Origin of the sequence: Silvania confinis, assembly GCF_025564085.1 — a bacterium.
GTDB classification, from domain to species: domain Bacteria; phylum Pseudomonadota; class Gammaproteobacteria; order Enterobacterales; family Enterobacteriaceae; genus Enterobacter; species Enterobacter confinis.
In genome coordinates this window covers 456,515-472,656 of the sequence record NZ_JAMGZJ010000077.1, presented here as the reverse complement: position 1 = coordinate 472,656, position 16,142 = coordinate 456,515, and the positions used below count along the sequence as shown (strand labels likewise).

General features: G+C 55.5%; 14 protein-coding genes, 1 tRNA gene and 1 pseudogene. 9 read left to right on the top strand and 7 right to left on the bottom strand.

Annotated elements, in window-relative coordinates; genetic code table 11:
* Positions 1 to 11: 11 nt before the first annotated feature.
* Complete coding sequence (gene mgtE, locus M8013_RS16280) at positions 12 to 1,448, top strand: magnesium transporter (protein WP_271268833.1); 1,437 nt, start codon at positions 12 to 14, stop codon at positions 1,446 to 1,448.
* Here mgtE and M8013_RS16275 read toward each other — a convergent pair.
* Positions 1,411 to 2,705 (bottom strand): annotated as a pseudogene (locus M8013_RS16275) (SulP family inorganic anion transporter). The gene mgtE and the pseudogene M8013_RS16275 sit on opposite strands and share 38 nt — an antisense overlap.
* A 187-nt stretch (positions 2,706 to 2,892) precedes the next feature.
* Here M8013_RS16275 and mqo point away from each other — a divergent pair.
* The gene (gene mqo / locus M8013_RS16270; protein ID WP_271268832.1) at positions 2,893 to 4,539 is read left to right on the top strand and encodes a malate dehydrogenase (quinone); all 1,647 of its coding nucleotides are present in this window, start codon (positions 2,893 to 2,895) and stop codon (positions 4,537 to 4,539) included.
* A gap of 41 nt (positions 4,540 to 4,580) precedes the next feature.
* Here mqo and eco read toward each other — a convergent pair whose 3' ends face one another.
* Positions 4,581 to 5,048, bottom strand: coding sequence for a serine protease inhibitor ecotin (gene eco, locus M8013_RS16265; RefSeq protein ID WP_271269103.1), 468 nt, complete (start codon positions 5,046 to 5,048; stop codon positions 4,581 to 4,583).
* A gap of 217 nt (positions 5,049 to 5,265) precedes the next feature.
* On the opposite strand from eco, the gene M8013_RS16260 reads away from it, so the two are divergent.
* The 3 genes from M8013_RS16260 (at position 5,266) to M8013_RS16250 (ending at position 7,808) form a co-directional block, all read left to right on the top strand.
* Entirely contained in the window at positions 5,266 to 5,526 is a 261-nt protein-coding gene (locus M8013_RS16260; RefSeq protein ID WP_271268831.1) for a DUF2534 family protein, read from the top strand.
* Between the two features lie 139 nt (positions 5,527 to 5,665).
* The gene (locus tag M8013_RS16255) at positions 5,666 to 7,069 is read left to right on the top strand and encodes a CBM96 family carbohydrate-binding protein (protein WP_271268830.1); all 1,404 of its coding nucleotides are present in this window, start codon (positions 5,666 to 5,668) and stop codon (positions 7,067 to 7,069) included.
* 358 nt (positions 7,070 to 7,427) lie between these two features.
* Positions 7,428 to 7,808, top strand: coding sequence for a hypothetical protein (locus tag M8013_RS16250; RefSeq protein ID WP_271268829.1), 381 nt, complete (start codon positions 7,428 to 7,430; stop codon positions 7,806 to 7,808).
* A gap of 67 nt (positions 7,809 to 7,875) precedes the next feature.
* Here the strand turns inward: M8013_RS16250 and M8013_RS16245 are convergent.
* The 3 genes from M8013_RS16245 to M8013_RS16235 form a co-directional block, all read right to left on the bottom strand.
* A tRNA-Pro gene (locus M8013_RS16245) sits at positions 7,876 to 7,952 on the bottom strand.
* A gap of 72 nt (positions 7,953 to 8,024) precedes the next feature.
* A complete protein-coding gene (yejM, locus tag M8013_RS16240; protein ID WP_271268828.1) occupies positions 8,025 to 9,785 on the bottom strand; it encodes an LPS biosynthesis-modulating metalloenzyme YejM in 1,761 nt (586 codons plus the stop codon).
* A gap of 20 nt (positions 9,786 to 9,805) precedes the next feature.
* The gene (locus tag M8013_RS16235) at positions 9,806 to 10,033 is read right to left on the bottom strand and encodes a YejL family protein (RefSeq protein WP_032612681.1); all 228 of its coding nucleotides are present in this window, start codon (positions 10,031 to 10,033) and stop codon (positions 9,806 to 9,808) included.
* Between the two features lie 134 nt (positions 10,034 to 10,167).
* On the opposite strand from M8013_RS16235, the gene yejK reads away from it, so the two are divergent.
* The gene (gene yejK, locus M8013_RS16230; protein ID WP_271268827.1) at positions 10,168 to 11,175 is read left to right on the top strand and encodes a nucleoid-associated protein YejK; all 1,008 of its coding nucleotides are present in this window, start codon (positions 10,168 to 10,170) and stop codon (positions 11,173 to 11,175) included.
* Between the two features lie 51 nt (positions 11,176 to 11,226).
* On the opposite strand, the gene rplY is transcribed toward yejK, so the two are convergent.
* Positions 11,227 to 11,511, bottom strand: a complete 285-nt coding sequence (gene rplY / locus M8013_RS16225; protein WP_271268826.1) for a 50S ribosomal protein L25 — start codon at positions 11,509 to 11,511, stop codon at positions 11,227 to 11,229.
* Positions 11,512 to 11,635: 124 nt separating this feature from the next.
* A complete protein-coding gene (radD, locus tag M8013_RS16220) occupies positions 11,636 to 13,396 on the bottom strand; it encodes a DNA repair helicase RadD (RefSeq protein ID WP_271268825.1) in 1,761 nt (586 codons plus the stop codon).
* A 148-nt stretch (positions 13,397 to 13,544) separates the two neighbouring features.
* On the opposite strand from radD, the gene rsuA reads away from it, so the two are divergent.
* The 3 genes from rsuA to M8013_RS16205 all read left to right on the top strand — a co-directional run bounded on the left by rsuA (position 13,545) and on the right by M8013_RS16205 (position 16,141).
* Positions 13,545 to 14,252 (top strand): 16S rRNA pseudouridine(516) synthase RsuA, encoded by a 708-nt coding sequence (rsuA, locus tag M8013_RS16215; protein ID WP_271268824.1) that lies wholly within the window; start codon positions 13,545 to 13,547, stop codon positions 14,250 to 14,252.
* A 15-nt stretch (positions 14,253 to 14,267) separates the two neighbouring features.
* On the top strand, positions 14,268 to 15,464 hold the full coding sequence (locus M8013_RS16210; protein ID WP_271268823.1) for a Bcr/CflA family multidrug efflux MFS transporter: 1,197 nt from the start codon (positions 14,268 to 14,270) through the stop codon (positions 15,462 to 15,464).
* A 332-nt stretch (positions 15,465 to 15,796) separates the two neighbouring features.
* Complete coding sequence (locus M8013_RS16205) at positions 15,797 to 16,141, top strand: YejG family protein (protein ID WP_271268822.1); 345 nt, start codon at positions 15,797 to 15,799, stop codon at positions 16,139 to 16,141.
* Position 16,142: the final 1 nt, after the last annotated feature.

The window sequence follows — 16,142 nt, the reverse complement described above, 5'->3', positions numbered from 1 at the left end:
ATTAATGATTGATGCCTGGATTATCGAAAAATAGCGCAAGGTTGCGCGATCAAGAGCGTGCGCGTCTCATCTGGTTGATGACCACCGACAAAGCGCTCACCTCCAGCCTGTTGGGCAAGCTGACCCTGGCTGAGCAATATGATGTCGGTACTTTAGCCGACGATATTGCTGAGGTAGGGGCACTGGTCGCCCATTTACCGCCGCCGGATCTCGCCGATACCCTGGAGGCGCTACCTTCGGAAGAGCGCCACGCCCTGTGGCGTCTGGTGCAGGATCACGAGCGCGGTCAGGTGCTGCTGGAAGCCTCCGAAAACGTCTGGGAAGATCTGATCGACGAGATGAGCGATCACGATATTCTCGACGCCCTACGTACCCTGGATATCGACGAGCAGATTTACCTGGTTCAGCACCTGCCACGTAACCTGACCGGTCGCCTGCTGGCATCACTGCCCGCCGGGGAACGGGCCCGCGTCCGTCAGGTCATGCACTACGAGAAGAACCGCGTCGGCGCGATCATGGAGTTTGGCGTCATTATGGTGCGCCCGGACGTTACCCTGGGCACGGTGCAACGCTACCTGCGCCGGCTGGGCAAAATGCCGGAGAACACCGACAAGCTGTTTGTCACCTCGCGCGATAAAATCCTGCTTGGCGAGCTGGAGCTGAAGACCATTCTGCTGAACAGCGCCCAGCGGCGGGTCAGCGAGGTGATGGAAACCCAGCCGATGATCTTCTCCCCGGAAGATGATGCCGAAAAAGCGGCCCGTACCTTTGAACGTGACAACCTGATCAGTGCCGCCGTGGTGGACTCGGTGGGCAAGCTGATGGGGCGTCTGACCATCGATGAGATCGTCGATGTGGTGTATGAAGAGACCGATAACGATATGCGCGCCCTCGGAGGGTTAAGCGCCGAAGAAGATGTGTATGCCCCGGTGAGCAAAGCGGTAAAAACCCGTTGGGCATGGCTGGCGATCAACCTCTGTACCGCCTTTATCGCCTCCAGGGTGATCGACGGATTTGAACACACCATTTCACAGCTGGTGGCGCTGGCCTCGCTGATGCCGATCGTGGCGGGGATTGGCGGCAACACCGGTAACCAGACCATCACCATGATTGTGCGCGCGCTGGCGCTGCAACATATTCAGCCGGGTAACTTTACCTTCCTGATTATGCGTGAGCTGGGCGTGGCGCTCGTCAACGGGCTGGTGTGGGGCGGGATTATGGGCGGGGTCACCTGGTGGTTATACGATGATATGGCGCTGGGTGGCGTAATGACGCTGGCGATGGTGCTCAATCTGCTGGTGGCGGCGATGATGGGGGTGATTATCCCGATGGGTATGATCCGCTTCGGGCGCGACCCCGCAGTGGGGTCGAGCGTACTGATCACCGCCATCACCGATACCGGCGGGTTCTTTATTTTTCTGGGTCTGGCGACGGTGTTTCTGCTCTAGCATGCCGATGCTTGATGCGGGCCGGCATTATTACCATTGCAAGAATGCCGCCCAGCACGCCTATCGCCAGATTGCCGGTTGAGACGGTGGCCGCAACGGTCACCAGCATCACCAGCGTTTCGGCGATCGGCGCGCCCTTCACGCTGGACGGTTGAATGCTGTGCCAGTTGAAAGTTTTGACCGCCACAATCGCCATAATCCCTGCCAGCACCGCCATCGGGATTTTTGCCATCACCTCGCTGAGCGCGGTAACCAATAGCAGCAGCACCAGCCCGGCGGCGAGGGTAGAAACGCGGCTGCGCCCTTTGCCCATCTCAACGTTCACAATGGTCTGACCGATCATCGCGCAGCCCGCGATCCCGCCAAAAAAGCCCGCCATGATATTTGCCACGCCAAGACCCATGCTCTCCCGGCGCTTGCTGGACGGGGTGGCCGTCAGCTCATCCACCAGTTTGGCGGTCAGCAAAGATTCCATCAGACCGACGAAGGCGATACTGAGTGCGCAGGGCCAGATGATGCTCAGGGTGTGCAGATTAAGCGGGACCAGCATCTGGGTGATGCCCGGCAGGCCGCCGCCAATCGAGCCTTCGTCGCCGACGGTCGGCAGCAACTGGCCGCTGGTGACGGTAAACAGCGTCAGGACCACAATGGCGATCAGCGGTGAAGGGATGCTTTTAATGTAGCGGGGCGCCCACAGTACAATCAGCAGCGTCAGGACAAACAGGCCGACAATCAGCGGGCTTTTGCTCCAGAAATGCGGCACCTGGGCAAAGAAGATCAGGATCCCCAGCGCGTTAACAAACCCGGTCATCACCGCCTGCGGAATAAAGCGCATCAGGCGCGCCATCCCCAGTGCGCCGAACAGGATCTGGATAACCCCCGCGAGCAGTACCGCTGGCAAAATGTATTGTGCGCCATGCTGATGGACCATCGGTCCAATCACCAGCGCCACCGAACCGGCCGCTGCCGTCACCATCGCCGGACGTCCACCCATTACCGACAGCGCCAGGCACAGTACTACCGAGGCAAACAGACTGACCTTGGGATCCACCCCCGCCACCACCGAAAACGAGATCACTTCCGGGATTAACGCCAGGGCAGTGATCATCCCGGCCAGGGTTTCACGCATGAATAACGACGGAGATCGCAGGACCGTTAGGATCCGGGGAGAGACATGTGTCTGGGACATAGTTTTTCGCAGGTTAGTGGTGCCAGCAGGATAAGCGTATTTGTGCGATTGATCACAAAGGGCAGCATAGTAGCGGGTAAGTGAGCCTTTTTCCAGCCCGACAAATTGAGTAACCCTACAAATTGCGCAACATTAAATATCATAATTACAATAATTATTTAACCTTTAAACAATATTTAAATGTTGCTACCGTTGGGCCCGCACTCGACTACCCGTCTTAACAGCAATAAAACCGCTTATACGAAGGCATTAATCATGAAAAAAATGACTGCCATGCTCTTGTCTGTGGCTGTAAGCCTCAGCGCTGCCCCAATGGCGGCACAGGCGCAGGCACAAGAGCAGGAAACAGACGTTCTTTTAATTGGCGGCGGCATCATGAGCGCCACGCTAGGGACCTATCTGCAAGAGCTTGAGCCAGGCTGGTCGATGACCATGGTCGAACGCCTCGATGGCGTGGCGAAAGAGAGCTCCAACGGCTGGAATAACGCCGGTACTGGCCACTCGGCATTAATGGAGCTCAACTACACGCCGCAGAAGAAAGACGGCACCATCAGTATTGAGAAAGCCGTTGAAATCAACGAAGCGTTCCAGATTTCGCGTCAGTTCTGGTCCCATCAGGTTAACAGCGGCGTGATGCACGATCCGCATGCTTTCATTAACTCCGTGCCGCACATGAGTTTCGTCTGGGGCAATGAGAATGTTAACTTCCTGCGCGCGCGTTACGCTGCGCTGCAGCAAAGCACGTTGTTCCGCGGCATGAAGTACTCCGAAGACCACGCGCAGATTAAAGCCTGGGCGCCGCTGGTGATGGAAGGCCGCGACCCGAACCAGAAAGTGGCGGCGACGCGCACCGACATTGGTACCGACGTCAACTACGGTGAGATCACCCGTCAGCTGGTCAGCGGTCTGCAGAAGAAAGAGAACTTCAGCCTGGCCGTGAACACCGAAGTGCGTGGCTTTACCCGTAACGCGGACAACTCCTGGAACGTGACCGTTGCCGATCTGAAAAACAACGACGCTGAACGGGTGATTAAAGCGAAGTTTGTCTTTATTGGCGCAGGCGGCGCGGCGCTGAAGCTGCTGCAGGAAACCGGTATTCCGGAAGCGGATAACTACGGTGGCTTCCCGGTTGGCGGGCAGTTCCTGGTGTCGGAAAACCCGGATGTGGTGAATCGCCATCTGGCAAAAGTGTACGGTCAGGCCTCGGTGGGGGCACCGCCAATGTCGGTTCCGCACATCGATACCCGTATTCTGGACGGTAAGCGCGTGGTGTTGTTTGGCCCGTTCGCCACCTTCTCGACGAAGTTCCTGAAAAACGGCTCCCTGTGGGATCTGCTGAGTTCAACCACCACCTCCAACGTGGTGCCGATGATGAACGTGGGGATGGATAACTTCGATCTGGTGAAATACCTGATTAGCCAGGTGCTGCTCTCTGACGACGATCGTTTTGAGGCGCTGAAAGAGTACTACCCGGACGCGAAAAAAGAAGACTGGCGTTTGTGGCAGGCAGGTCAACGCGTGCAGATCATCAAACGTGATGCGGATAAAGGCGGCGTGCTGCGTCTGGGCACCGAAGTGGTGAGCGACAAAGAAGGCACCATTGCTGCGCTGCTGGGGGCTTCTCCGGGCGCGTCAACCGCGGCACCGATCATGCTGCATCTGATGGAAAAAGTGTTCAAAGATAAAGTCGCCAGCCCACAATGGCAGGCGAAGCTGAAGACCATTATTCCGTCTTACGGTACGGCGCTGAACGGTAACGTTGAGGCCACGGAGCAGGAACTGGAGTACACCAGCCGCGTTCTGCAGCTGAACTATGACAAGCCGCAGGCCCCTGACGTTGCGCCGCAGGCTCAACTGCAGGCGAAGCCGGAAAGCAAACCGGTAGCGGATATCGCGCTGTAACCTTGTATGCCCGGTGGCGCACGCTGCCGGGCATTTTTGCCTTAACGCTCGACGGCGTTGTCGACCTTCTCGTCGGCCTTCCAGATGCGGTACTTCACCTCGACGTTGGCAGGCGTATACACCACAATCGGCAACTTGCTGTTGTAGCGCAGCAGGCTGTTGTCACCCAGATTTGCCATCACAAACTGCGTAGATTTTTTCCCGTCCGGGCAGGCCATCATGGTTGAAACCGGTGACGTCACCTTATCGAACACGTAATAGTCGTAACCCCAGCCTTCCAGCGTTTTTTGGCTTAACTGGCCGCCGAGCCGATGGCGATTGCAGTCCACTTCCAGCGTCTGACCGATCAGCAGTTCAACCTTAAAATTCGCTTCCTCAGGCTGGGTGGGCAGGTCGATGACCTGGCGTTTCATCCCGTGTTCGGCCTGCGGATAAGGTGCGGTTTTGCTCAGGGGTTGGGTCGGCTCACTGGCCCAGACGTTAAGCGAGGTCAGAGCCAGCAGGGCAATGACGCTTTTCGATGTGTTTTTCACAGTTATTCCTTTATGTCGATCCGTTCGTCTTCAGACTATCACGTAGATGTTTTTACCTTAAATTTATTTTTAACCGGCTAATGTGACTGAATAATTAGCTTGGTAATAGTTTTAAATGCTGAATTGGTGCCGTGAAGGGGTTCGTGGTAGGGTGAGCGGCAATCATTGTTATTCATCTGTGAAGGAAAAAGCCATGGTACGTGAAAAACTTAACACCCCGGCGGGGCGCAAATTTCTGCTGGCGCTGCTGACGGTTTTTCTGATTGCGGTTGCGGGCGTGGGGCGCGTCACCATTATCGGTGTGGTTGAACAGTACAACATTCCGCTGACGGCGTGGACCACCAGCATGTTCTTCCTGCAGTCGGCAATGGTGCTGGTCTACAGCACGGTGTTTACCGTCCTGCTGGCGATCCCGCTGGGGATCTTTTTCCTCGGCGGCAGCGATAAACACTAAGGTGTTTTCAGGCGCGATCAGTGATTGATCGCTGGCGTGGCGCTGTAAAGCGTCGCGCAGAAGAAAATTATTGCGTAAACAATTCGGCGCGTTAGCGCGGTTTTGATACCAATGTGCTCCTTTATTTCAGGAGCACATGATGAAACGGACCACACTTTACACCGCCCTGGCATCAGCCCTGTTGCTGCCATCACTGTATGCCCATGCCGGCCCGCAGGCGCACGTTGTCTGCGCGTACAACCACACCCTGGGCGATGACGCCATTATGATGTCTGGTAAACCCAACCAGGCGATGTGGCATGATTTTTTCGGCAACACCCGTACGGATGCCTATTCAACCTATCCGTCGCTGCAAAAACAGTCGGAAACCACCTGCGATAATAAAGCCGACAGTTCGGCCTACTGGGCGCCGTCGCTGCGCCTGCTGGACGGGACGGTGGTGCAACCTGCTTACCAGAAAACCTATTATCAAGCGTCCAACGTTGATCAGCATCCCCTCAGCCCATTCCCGGCCGGACTGGCGCTGCTGGCGGGCGATCACCACGGCACCCAGCCTAACTCCCGCATCACCTTCCTGTGCGCCAACGGTAAAGGCTACAGCAATAAAGTCGGTGAGGTCTGTGGCCTGAGAAAAGCCAAAGATGCGGTGCAGTTTAATATCGGGATCCAGTTCCCCAACTGCTGGGACGGCATCCATTTGCAGCCGATGCACGGTATGGCGAATGCGACTTATGATGTGAAAGGGCAGTGCCCGTCCGGCTTCCCGGTGAAAATCCCGACGGTTAATATGAACGTGGCCTATGTGCTTAAAGGGATAACGTCCCTCGATACGGCTAAAGCGCAGCTTTCTCTCGATCCCACCATGAACGGCGATGCACGCGAGGAGCACTGGGGCAGCCTGTATACCGCTCATGCCGATTTTTTGAATGGCTGGACGGAGCAGGGCGCGCGGTTTATGACCGATATGTGCATGAATGAAGGCACCGACTGCGGGAGCAACATTCCTTATGGTTATTCGACAGCGCAGGCAAACGTCTGGGTGAGCAGCGAGACGCCGACCACAACGGTTCCGCAGGCGCAGATGCTGTTGATTCAGGATAACTGGAAAAACGGTGGCCGAACCCGCAACGCGGAGACCATGAGCCTGGTGAAATTCAAAATTCCTGCGTTGCCAACGGGCCAGGATCCGTCCCTGTTCAAGTACAAGGTGCGTATCTACGGTGGGAAGGTCGAGGCCAATGGCGCAGACCAGATCTTCTTCTACCCGGCCAGCAACAGCTGGAACCCTGCCACGGTGACCTGGAAAAAGCGCCCATCCTGCAGCTACAACTCTGATGCGGTGCTGTACCTCAACAACAAACGTGAGTACCGGATGGTGGATGTCGACAAAGCGGTGCGTAAAGCGCTGGCCGCTGGTAAAACGGAGATCTCCTGGTACATTGGCGGCGACCGCCAGGGCAACCACTATCAGTTTAACCCGGCATCGTCAAAAGAGAGCCTGCTGCTGATGCTAACGGGTTTTAAAAAGACGCCAGAAATTTAAACGAATAAGTGATGGGTAAGGCATGGGCCAGTCAGGGTGCTGACTGGTTTTTGTCTTACAATTGTTTACACTTGTTGGTGATGTCTATAAAGGATTTAAATTTCAGTGTGTTAAGACTTGAGGTGAGCGGTTTCTCTTTCATTCGAATACGCTGGTTACCCGGTCAATCCGTGCTTTTTCCCAATCAAAATAACAGGCTATCTTCCTGCCCTGACTTATATCAAATTTTTATTAGTTTACATGCGTAATATTTTCGTTTGTGAATCACCACACGCGATGCTAATTTTTGAGCCGAATTAACAATGCATGTTTACACTGGCTGTTAATCCTCATTTTCTTACTTGTGGTGGTTACTGGTATGTTTAAGAAATTAATTATCTCTGTTGTGTTGTCTTCTTTCGTGGCGGCCCCGGCGTTTGCCATTAGCGCAAACTATCGCGCGCAGCTGGAACGCTCCGGCTGTACGCAAGTGAGCGAAGCCGACGGCACCTGCAATATCCATAAAACCAAAGCCGAAAACCAAAAGGCGGCGAAAGCCTCGACTAAAGGCGCACAGAGCGAGCTGGAAAGCTTTTTGCGTGACAGCGTTCGTGGGCAGAAAACGGATGCTGCTTACAATGCGCTTGAGGGATATGGTTTCCAGAATACGCAACCTCTGATCTGGGTCAAAGGAAAGCAGAAGGTCACACTGAAAGTGAACGGTGCTGACGTTGTGACGAGTGCCACGTCCAGCCACTGATAATTGACGGATTTCAGATAAAACAAAAGGGATGAACTCGTAGAGTTCATCCCTTTTTTAATCGATTTGGTCGGCACGGAGAGATTTGAACTCTCGACCCTCGCCACCCCATGACGATGCGCTACCAGGCTGCGCTACGTGCCGACACTGGGAATTTATAGTACGCACTTCCGCGTTTATTGCAAGATGAGCACGGGCTAACTGATTTAATATTAATCAGTTAGCAATGAACCGCTTCTCATCCGTCAGCACCTGCAGCAGCAGGCTCAGCTGCGGCGTGTGGTCGTTGAGTTTCTCGCCCTGCGCATTATAGGTTTTGTAGCTGCCGTTACTGTTCAGCACCAGCGTCAGCGCGGAGGTGGTAACGGCCAGCGTGTTGCTGCTGGCAGCGGTAACCCAGTAATGGCGACGCGTTGCGCTGAACAGATCCTGACCCTGCGAATACTCATTGGCTGGCGTGCTAACGTGCAGCAGACGCTGCATCAGGGTCGTCATCACGTCTTTGTGATCGGTCAGGGTGTTGATGCGCTGTGACGGCGTGCCAGGCCAGTGGATCACCAGCGGAACCTGCAGTCGTGGGCGCGACCACTCAACGCTATCGCGTTCGCTGCCCAGCGGGACACCGTGACCGGCGGTGATCACCACCACCGTGTTTTCCAGCTTGCCGGATTCGCGCAGGGCGTTCAGCACCCGCGCAATCTGGGCATCCACTTCGCCTGCGGCCTGCGCATAGCGGCGAGCAAAGGTTTTCTGGTTGCTGTCATCAAGCGACGTACCATTAAGGGCAACCCACGAGAACCAGCGGTTATCGTCCTGCGCATAGCGGTTAAGCCAAGTGATCCACTGACCGGCGGTCTGCTCGTCTGACTGACTTTTCGCCGCAGGCAGCGAGAAGTCGGACAGCAGTGCCTGGCGATACAGCGGGCTGGTGAAACCATCTGAAGAGAACAGCCCCAGCTGATAACCCTGTTGATTAAGACCGGTAATCAGCGCGGCAGGCGTACGCGAGGACAGCACGCCATCCATATAACCCGGTGAAATACCGTAGAACAGGCCAAAGATCCCGGCATCGGTGGCGTTGCCGGAACTCATGTGTTGGGTAAAGTTGATGTTCTTGTCAGCAAATTCCGCCAGGGCAGGCATCTGCTTCTCGTAGCGCGAGTAGTTCAGTCCGTCGACGGTGATCAGCAGGACGTTCTGGCCCTGGCCCATATCGCGATAGCGCAGTTCGCTCAGTGGATACTGCACCGATACGGCTTCGGGATCGCCCTGTTCAACCAGCCGACGCTGATACTCCTGCGCATCCAGTAGACCGTGTTTTTCCAGGAAGCGACGCGCCGTCATCGGATAGGAGAGCGGCAGATTCGCGCGCTGCATGGTCACCGGACGATAGAAATTGGCATCGGCCCAGATGTACATGACGTGTGAGCTGATAAAGGCGACAAAAAAGAGGGCGGCGACAGGCCGGGCATAGTGACGACGACGCGTCAGGCTGCGCAGCTTCTGCCAGCTCCAGGTGGCAAACAGCATCTCAATCAGCAGGATTATCGGCACGCTGATAAACATCAGCTGCCAGTCGCGCGCGGTTTCGTTCTGGTCGGGATTGATCACCAGTTCCCAGACAATAGGGTTGAGATGCAGGTGGAAGCGGGTAAAGACTTCGCTGTCGATAAGCAGCAGCGTCATGCCCACAGTGGCCAGAATCGCGGAGATAAACCGCATCAGCCGCTGCGACATGACGACAAACGTCAGCGGAAACAGGATCAGTAAATACGTGGCGAAGACCAGAAAGCTAAAGTGGCCAATGACGCTAATCCACGAGTAGACGCGCCCGACAAGGGTTGTCGGCCAGTCGGCAACAAACAGATAGCGGCTGCCAAGCACCATCGCCAACAAAATGTTGAACAGTGCAAACCAGTGCCCCCAACTAACCATCTGGGAGACTTTTTCACGATAGCGCTGACGATTCGTCACCATAAACTGTCGTTCGTTTCCCTTTAGTGCGCCTGGTCGTCGTTAACCGAAGACTGTAAGGCCTGAGCGAAAGATTTTGCGATCGCCTGGCGCTGGGCCGGCGCAACGCTGGTATTAATAAGGTTCGTTACCATATTTCCCAGAACCATCAGGGAAAGGTCGGTCGGAGCCTTATGTTTTTCCAGTACGTTGAGCAGCTCACTGAGCATTTGTTCAACGTGTTCATCACTGTAGCGGGAGAGTTGTGGCATAAATCGAAATCTGTTTGTGGAGGAAAGGGCAACATATTACCGTAGCAGCAGCTTTTTTTCCCCATTTTTATCTTCTGTTGCACAGATGACTGGGGGGTGGTTGAATACGGCCCGGTCTAAAAGGAGAGTTTATCATGAGTCTGGATATCAACCAGATTGCCCTGCACCAGCTTATCAAGCGTGATGAGCAAAACCTTGAGCTGGTGCTGCGCGATTCGTTACTTGAACCGACAGCTACCGTTGTTGACATGATGGCGGAGCTGCACCGGGTGTACAGCGCCAAGAACAAAGCCTATGGCATGTTCAATGAAGAGAGTGAACTGGCGCAGTCGCTGCGCCTGCAGCGTCAGGGTGAAGAGGATTTCCTCGCGTTCAGTCGAGCGGCAACCGGACGCCTGCGCGACGAGCTGGCCAAATACCCGTTTGCTGACGGCGGGATCGTGCTCTTCTGCCACTATCGCTATCTGGCGGTTGAGTATTTGCTGGTGACCGTGCTGAACAACTTAAGCAGCATGCGCGTCAATGAACAGCTGGATATCAATCCGACACACTACCTGGATATTAACCACGCGGATATCGTGGCGCGTATTGATTTGACCGAATGGGAAACCAATCCGGAATCGACCCGCTATCTGACGTTCCTGAAAGGACGGGTAGGGCGCAAGGTCGCCGACTTCTTTATGGACTTCCTCGGCGCCAGCGAAGGCCTGAATGCCAAAGCGCAGAATAAAGGCCTGCTGCAAGCGGTGGATGATTTCACCGCAGAAGCGGAGCTGGATAAATCCGAGCGTCAGAACGTGCGCCAGCAGGTTTACGCCTACTGCAACGAACAACTGCAGGCCGGAGAAGAGATCGAGCTGGAATCGCTGTCAAAAGAGCTGGCGGGCGTCAGTGAAGTGAGTTTCCAGGACTTTACCGCAGAGAAAGGTTACGAGCTGGAAGAGAGCTTCCCGGCGGATCGCAGCACGCTGCGTCAGCTGACGAAATTTGCCGGTAGCGGCGGTGGGTTAACCATTAACTTTGACGCCATGCTGCTGGGCGAGCGCATTTTCTGGGATCCGGCGACCGACACGCTGACCATTAAAGGCACGCCGCCAAACTTGCGCGATCAGCTCCAGCGTCGCAGTTCCGGCGGTAAATAAGCGCCATAAAAAAACCCCGCAATGCGGGGTTTTTTCTCGACGTGTTGGCGATTACGCGCGAACGAAGTCGATGTGGGTCAGTTTTGGCTTGAACGGGTGACGCTGAACAGCCTGAACTTTCACTTTTTCTTCTTTACCATCAACAACGATAGTCAGAACTTCAGTGTAGAACCCTTCTTTAGTCTGCAGGTTCCAGACTTTGTCATGTTCCAGTTCGATTGCTACTGGAGCAATATCGGCACCGTAAACGATAGCCGGGAACTTGTTAGCTGTGCGCAGGCGGCGGCTCGCACCCTTACCCTGCACTGCACGTACTTCTGCATCGATAGTGAACATTGATTACTCTCTGTAAATTAGTCCTGCTACAGGCGACCCAGTAACAGGTAAGTGTTCTGCCCCACGGATGTGAAGCGGGCGGCATTTTATACTTAAACGGCCCCCACATCAACGAAAACTGCCCCTATCCCCGCAATTCGTTGGCCCGACGGTAGCGGCCTTCGTAATCAAAAACCTTCTCGCGCACCTGCCAGAACTGGCCTTTTTTGCGCGCCACCACGAAGTCGGGATAGCGTAATAACGGCTGCTGATGAACGATATCGGCTGCGGTTATCCAGCGCAGCGGCACGCCGGGGGTGCGGGTATGCGGGCGAATAAACAGCTGTTCAAAGGCGGTGCGCTGGGCGGGCGTCTGCAGACGGAAGCGCTCACTCACGTCGGCACCGTCTTCGTCGTAATAGGTGATTTTCAGCCACTCACCTTTCTCATCCGCGCCGTGCGCCAGCGCCATGCCGCTGCAGCGCAGCACCAGCGCGTCTTTTAACTTGAGGGCGGCCTTTAGCATATCGTCCGGATCGACCAGCACCGTATCGCAGGTGCTGCAGCGGCGGGCGGCAATGTCATTTTCGGCATTGCACTGCGGGCAGTTTTTAAAGCGGAAGCGGAAATCGCACTGCTCCCGATGGCCTTCATCATCTTCAAACCAGCCCTGACAGCGGCGACCAAAATGTTCAATGAGCGTGCCGTCGGCGGTGGTTTTCCCCCAGAAGGTATTGGCAAAGCCGCAGGCCGGGCAAAACACCTGCACCGGCACGTTGTCGCTTTTGCCTTTTGGCGCGCCCACTTCCGGGGCATACAGATCGTGCGGGTTACCCGCGTAATCCAGAATCAGGCAATCGGTTTTGCCTGGTGCCAGGCGCAACCCACGGCCGACAATCTGCTGATAAAGGCTGACAGATTCGGTTGGACGCAGGATCGCAATCAGATCTACGTGCGGGGCATCAAAGCCGGTGGTCAGGACAGAGACGTTAACCAGATAGCGAAACTGTTGCGCCTTAAACGCGTCGATCAGTCGATCGCGCTCCGGCCCCGGCGTTTCGCCGGTAATCAGTGCGGCATCCTCAGTGGGCAGCAGGCCGGTTATTTCACGGGCGTGTTCGACGGTGGCGGCAAAAATCATCACTCCTTTGCGCGTCCCGGCGAACTCCATTATCTGGCTGATGATGTGCGGGGTAATGCGATCCTGTTTTTTCAGCTCGAGGTTGAGATCCGCCTCGCTGAACAAGCCGTTGCTTTGCAGCTTTAGGCGACTGAAATCGTACTGCACCACCGGCATATCCAGCCGCTCCGGTGGCGTCAGATAACCATGCTTGATCATATAGCGCAGCGGCAGCTCGTAAATACAGTCGCGAAACAGCGCCTTTTCTGTGCCGCGTACCATGCCGTGATAGTGGAAGCGGTAAATCCAGCCTTTGCCCAGCCGAAACGGCGTGGCGGTCAGCCCCAGCAGCCGGATATGCGGATTGACGGTTTTCAGGTGCGTGAGGATCTGCTGATACTGGCTGTCGTCGTCATCGCTGATGCGGTGGCACTCATCCACAATCAGCAGTGAGAATTCGCTGCGAAACAGTTCCAGATTACGCGCTACCGACTGCACGCTGCCAAATACCACTTTGCCGTGACTCTCTTTACGCTGGAGCCCGGCGGCAAAAATGTCGGCGTCGAGACCCAGCGCCAGATACTTGGCATGGTTTTGCGCCACCAGCTCTTTGACGTGCGCCAGCACCAGCACGCGCCCGCGCGCCAGCCGTGCCAGTTCGGCGATCACCAGGCTCTTGCCCGCGCCGGTGGGCAGCACAATGGCCGCCGGTTCTTTATGCTGGCGAAAGTGGGCGAGGGTAGCGTCGACAGCTTCCTGCTGATAGGGGCGAAGTGTAAAAGTCATGGTTTCTCGGTTTGGTTATCTCGCACATAGTATGCCACGAAACTTTTTCCCTTGAGTGGCGCAGATACCCCGCTATACTGGGCTGTTATTACTGCTTCTTTCGGACCTGTGGTCCGGCTCCTGGCACCCTTAAGGCTTAAAATATTTCATGCGACTTGATAAGTTTATCGCTCAGCAACTCGGCGTAAGCCGCGCTATTGCCGGGCGTCTGATCCGCGGCAGCCATGTGACTGTGGACGGTGACATTGTGCGAGACAGCGCTTTTAAACTCCAGCCTGACCATCAGGTGGAATATGAAGGCAACTCGCTGACGCAGCAAAATGGCCCGCGCTATTTCATGCTCAACAAACCCGAAGGATACGTCTGCTCAACCGACGATCCGGATCACCCGACGGTGCTCTATTTCCTCGATGTGCCGGTGGCCTACAAGCTGCACGCTGCCGGACGTCTGGATATCGACACCACCGGTCTGGTGCTGATGACCGACGATGGCCAATGGTCGCATCGCATCACCTCCCCGCGCAACGACTGTGAGAAGACCTATCGGGTGATGCTGGATTCGCCGGTCAGTGACAGCACCGCAGAGCAATTTGCTCACGGTGTCCAGTTGCATAATGAGAAAGATCTGACTAAGCCTGCCGTGCTGGAAGTGATCACCCCAACGGAGGTGCGTCTGACCATCAGCGAAGGGCGTTACCATCAGGTGAAGCGTATGTTTGCCGCCGTGGGTAATCACGTCGTCGGTCTGCATCGCGAACGTATCGGGGCGATTGCGCTCGATCCAGAACTTGAGCCAGGCGAATACCGTCCGTTGACGGAAGAAGAAATTGCCAGCGTTGGTCTGCTTTCACGTTAATCTCAGGAGCATATTGTGACCACCAGGCCACACTCGTCGTACAGCATCGTCTTTATCCTTGGCTTGCTGGCCATGCTGATGCCGTTGTCCATCGATATGTATCTGCCCGCGCTACCGGTGATTTCCGAGCAGTTCGGCGTGCCGGCGGGCAGCACGCAGATGACCCTCAGTACCTATATTCTGGGGTTTGCTGTCGGGCAGTTGCTGTACGGTCCAATGGCGGACAGCATCGGGCGTAAGCCGGTGATCCTCGGTGGCACGCTGGTGTTCGCCGGTGCGGCGATGGCCTGTGCACTGTCGCAGACCATCGATCAGCTGATTGTGATGCGTTTCTTCCACGGTCTGGCGGCTGCGGCGGCAAGCGTGGTCATCAATGCCCTGATGCGTGATATCTACCCGAAGGAAGAGTTCTCGCGCATGATGTCCTTTGTCATGCTGGTCACCACCGTTGCGCCGCTGGTGGCGCCGATGGTAGGGGGCGCGGTACTGGTGTGGTTTAGCTGGCACGCGATTTTCTGGATCCTGGCGCTGGCAGCTCTGCTGGCCTCGGCCATGATTTTCTTCTTTATTAAGGAAACGCTGCCGGTTGAACGTCGGCAGAAGTTCCACATTCGCACCACTCTCGGCAACTTTGCCTCGCTGTTTCGCCATAAGCGCGTGCTGAGCTATATGCTGGCCAGCGGTTTCAGCTTTGCCGGAATGTTCTCTTTCCTCAGCGCCGGGCCGTTTGTCTACATAGAGCTTAACCACGTCTCGCCGCAGCATTTTGGTTACTACTTTGCGCTGAACGTGGTGTTCATCTTTGTGCTGACGATGATTAACAGCCGCTTTGTCCGTCGGGTGGGGGCGCTGAACATGTTCCGCATCGGGCTGTGGATCCAGTTCGTGATGGCGGTGTGGATGGTGGTGACCGCTTACTTCGACGTTGGGTTCTGGGCGCTGGTATTCGGCGTTGCGGCGTTTGTGGGCTGTATCTCGATGGTCTCATCCAACGCGATGGCGGTGATCCTCGACGAATTCCCGCACATGGCCGGCACGGCTTCGTCGCTGGCGGGCACTTTCCGCTTTGGTATCGGCGCCATCGTCGGCGCGTTGTTGTCGTTAGCAACCTTTAGCAGTGCCTGGCCGATGCTGTGGTCAATCGCCCTGTGCGCCACCGGTTCGATTCTGTTCTGCCTTTACGCGAGTCGACCCAAAAAATCGGTGAGCTAAATCACAAAAAAGGGTCCCGATGGGGCCCTTTTTTGATGCATATCAACCAGGATGCCGTTCATTCCCGCCTGTTTTGTTTCTTTTATGTAAAATCTATTTATGTAAATAGTCACAACCTTGTAGTTAAAAAGGTTGAGTTGGATCGCAAAAACGGGTAAATATAGCGCCGACAGCGACCTGAAACGCTTACAAAGAGCCCTGACAAAAAAGACGCCAACGCCGATGGATTCTGGCTGTAAGCGTTTTCTTACTAAAAACAGAGCAGCTCAGTTACGATGTGTTACTATAAATGTAAATGAATTGTGAAGTATATTTGCTTCCGGGGAACGAACGTGAATACATTACAGCACTCCATTGTCCACCGCTTGCCGCAGAGCTATCGCTGGTCGGCGGGTTTTGCAGGTTCGAAGGTTGAACCGATTCCGCAAAGCACCCCGAACGGTGAGAACTGTCTGGTGGCGCTCAGACTGCTGAGTCCTGAAGAGGGCAACGCGTGGCCGGTAATGGAAAGACTGAGCCAGGCTCTGACCGACATTGAACTCTACAGCTCGGTGCTGGAGTGCGAAGGCGAGCCGTGCCTGTTCGTAAAAAGCCAGGATGAGTTTGCAGCGACCTGCCGACTGAAGAACTTTGGCGTGGCGATTGCCGAGACGTTTTCCAGTCAGAACTCTGCCTGAG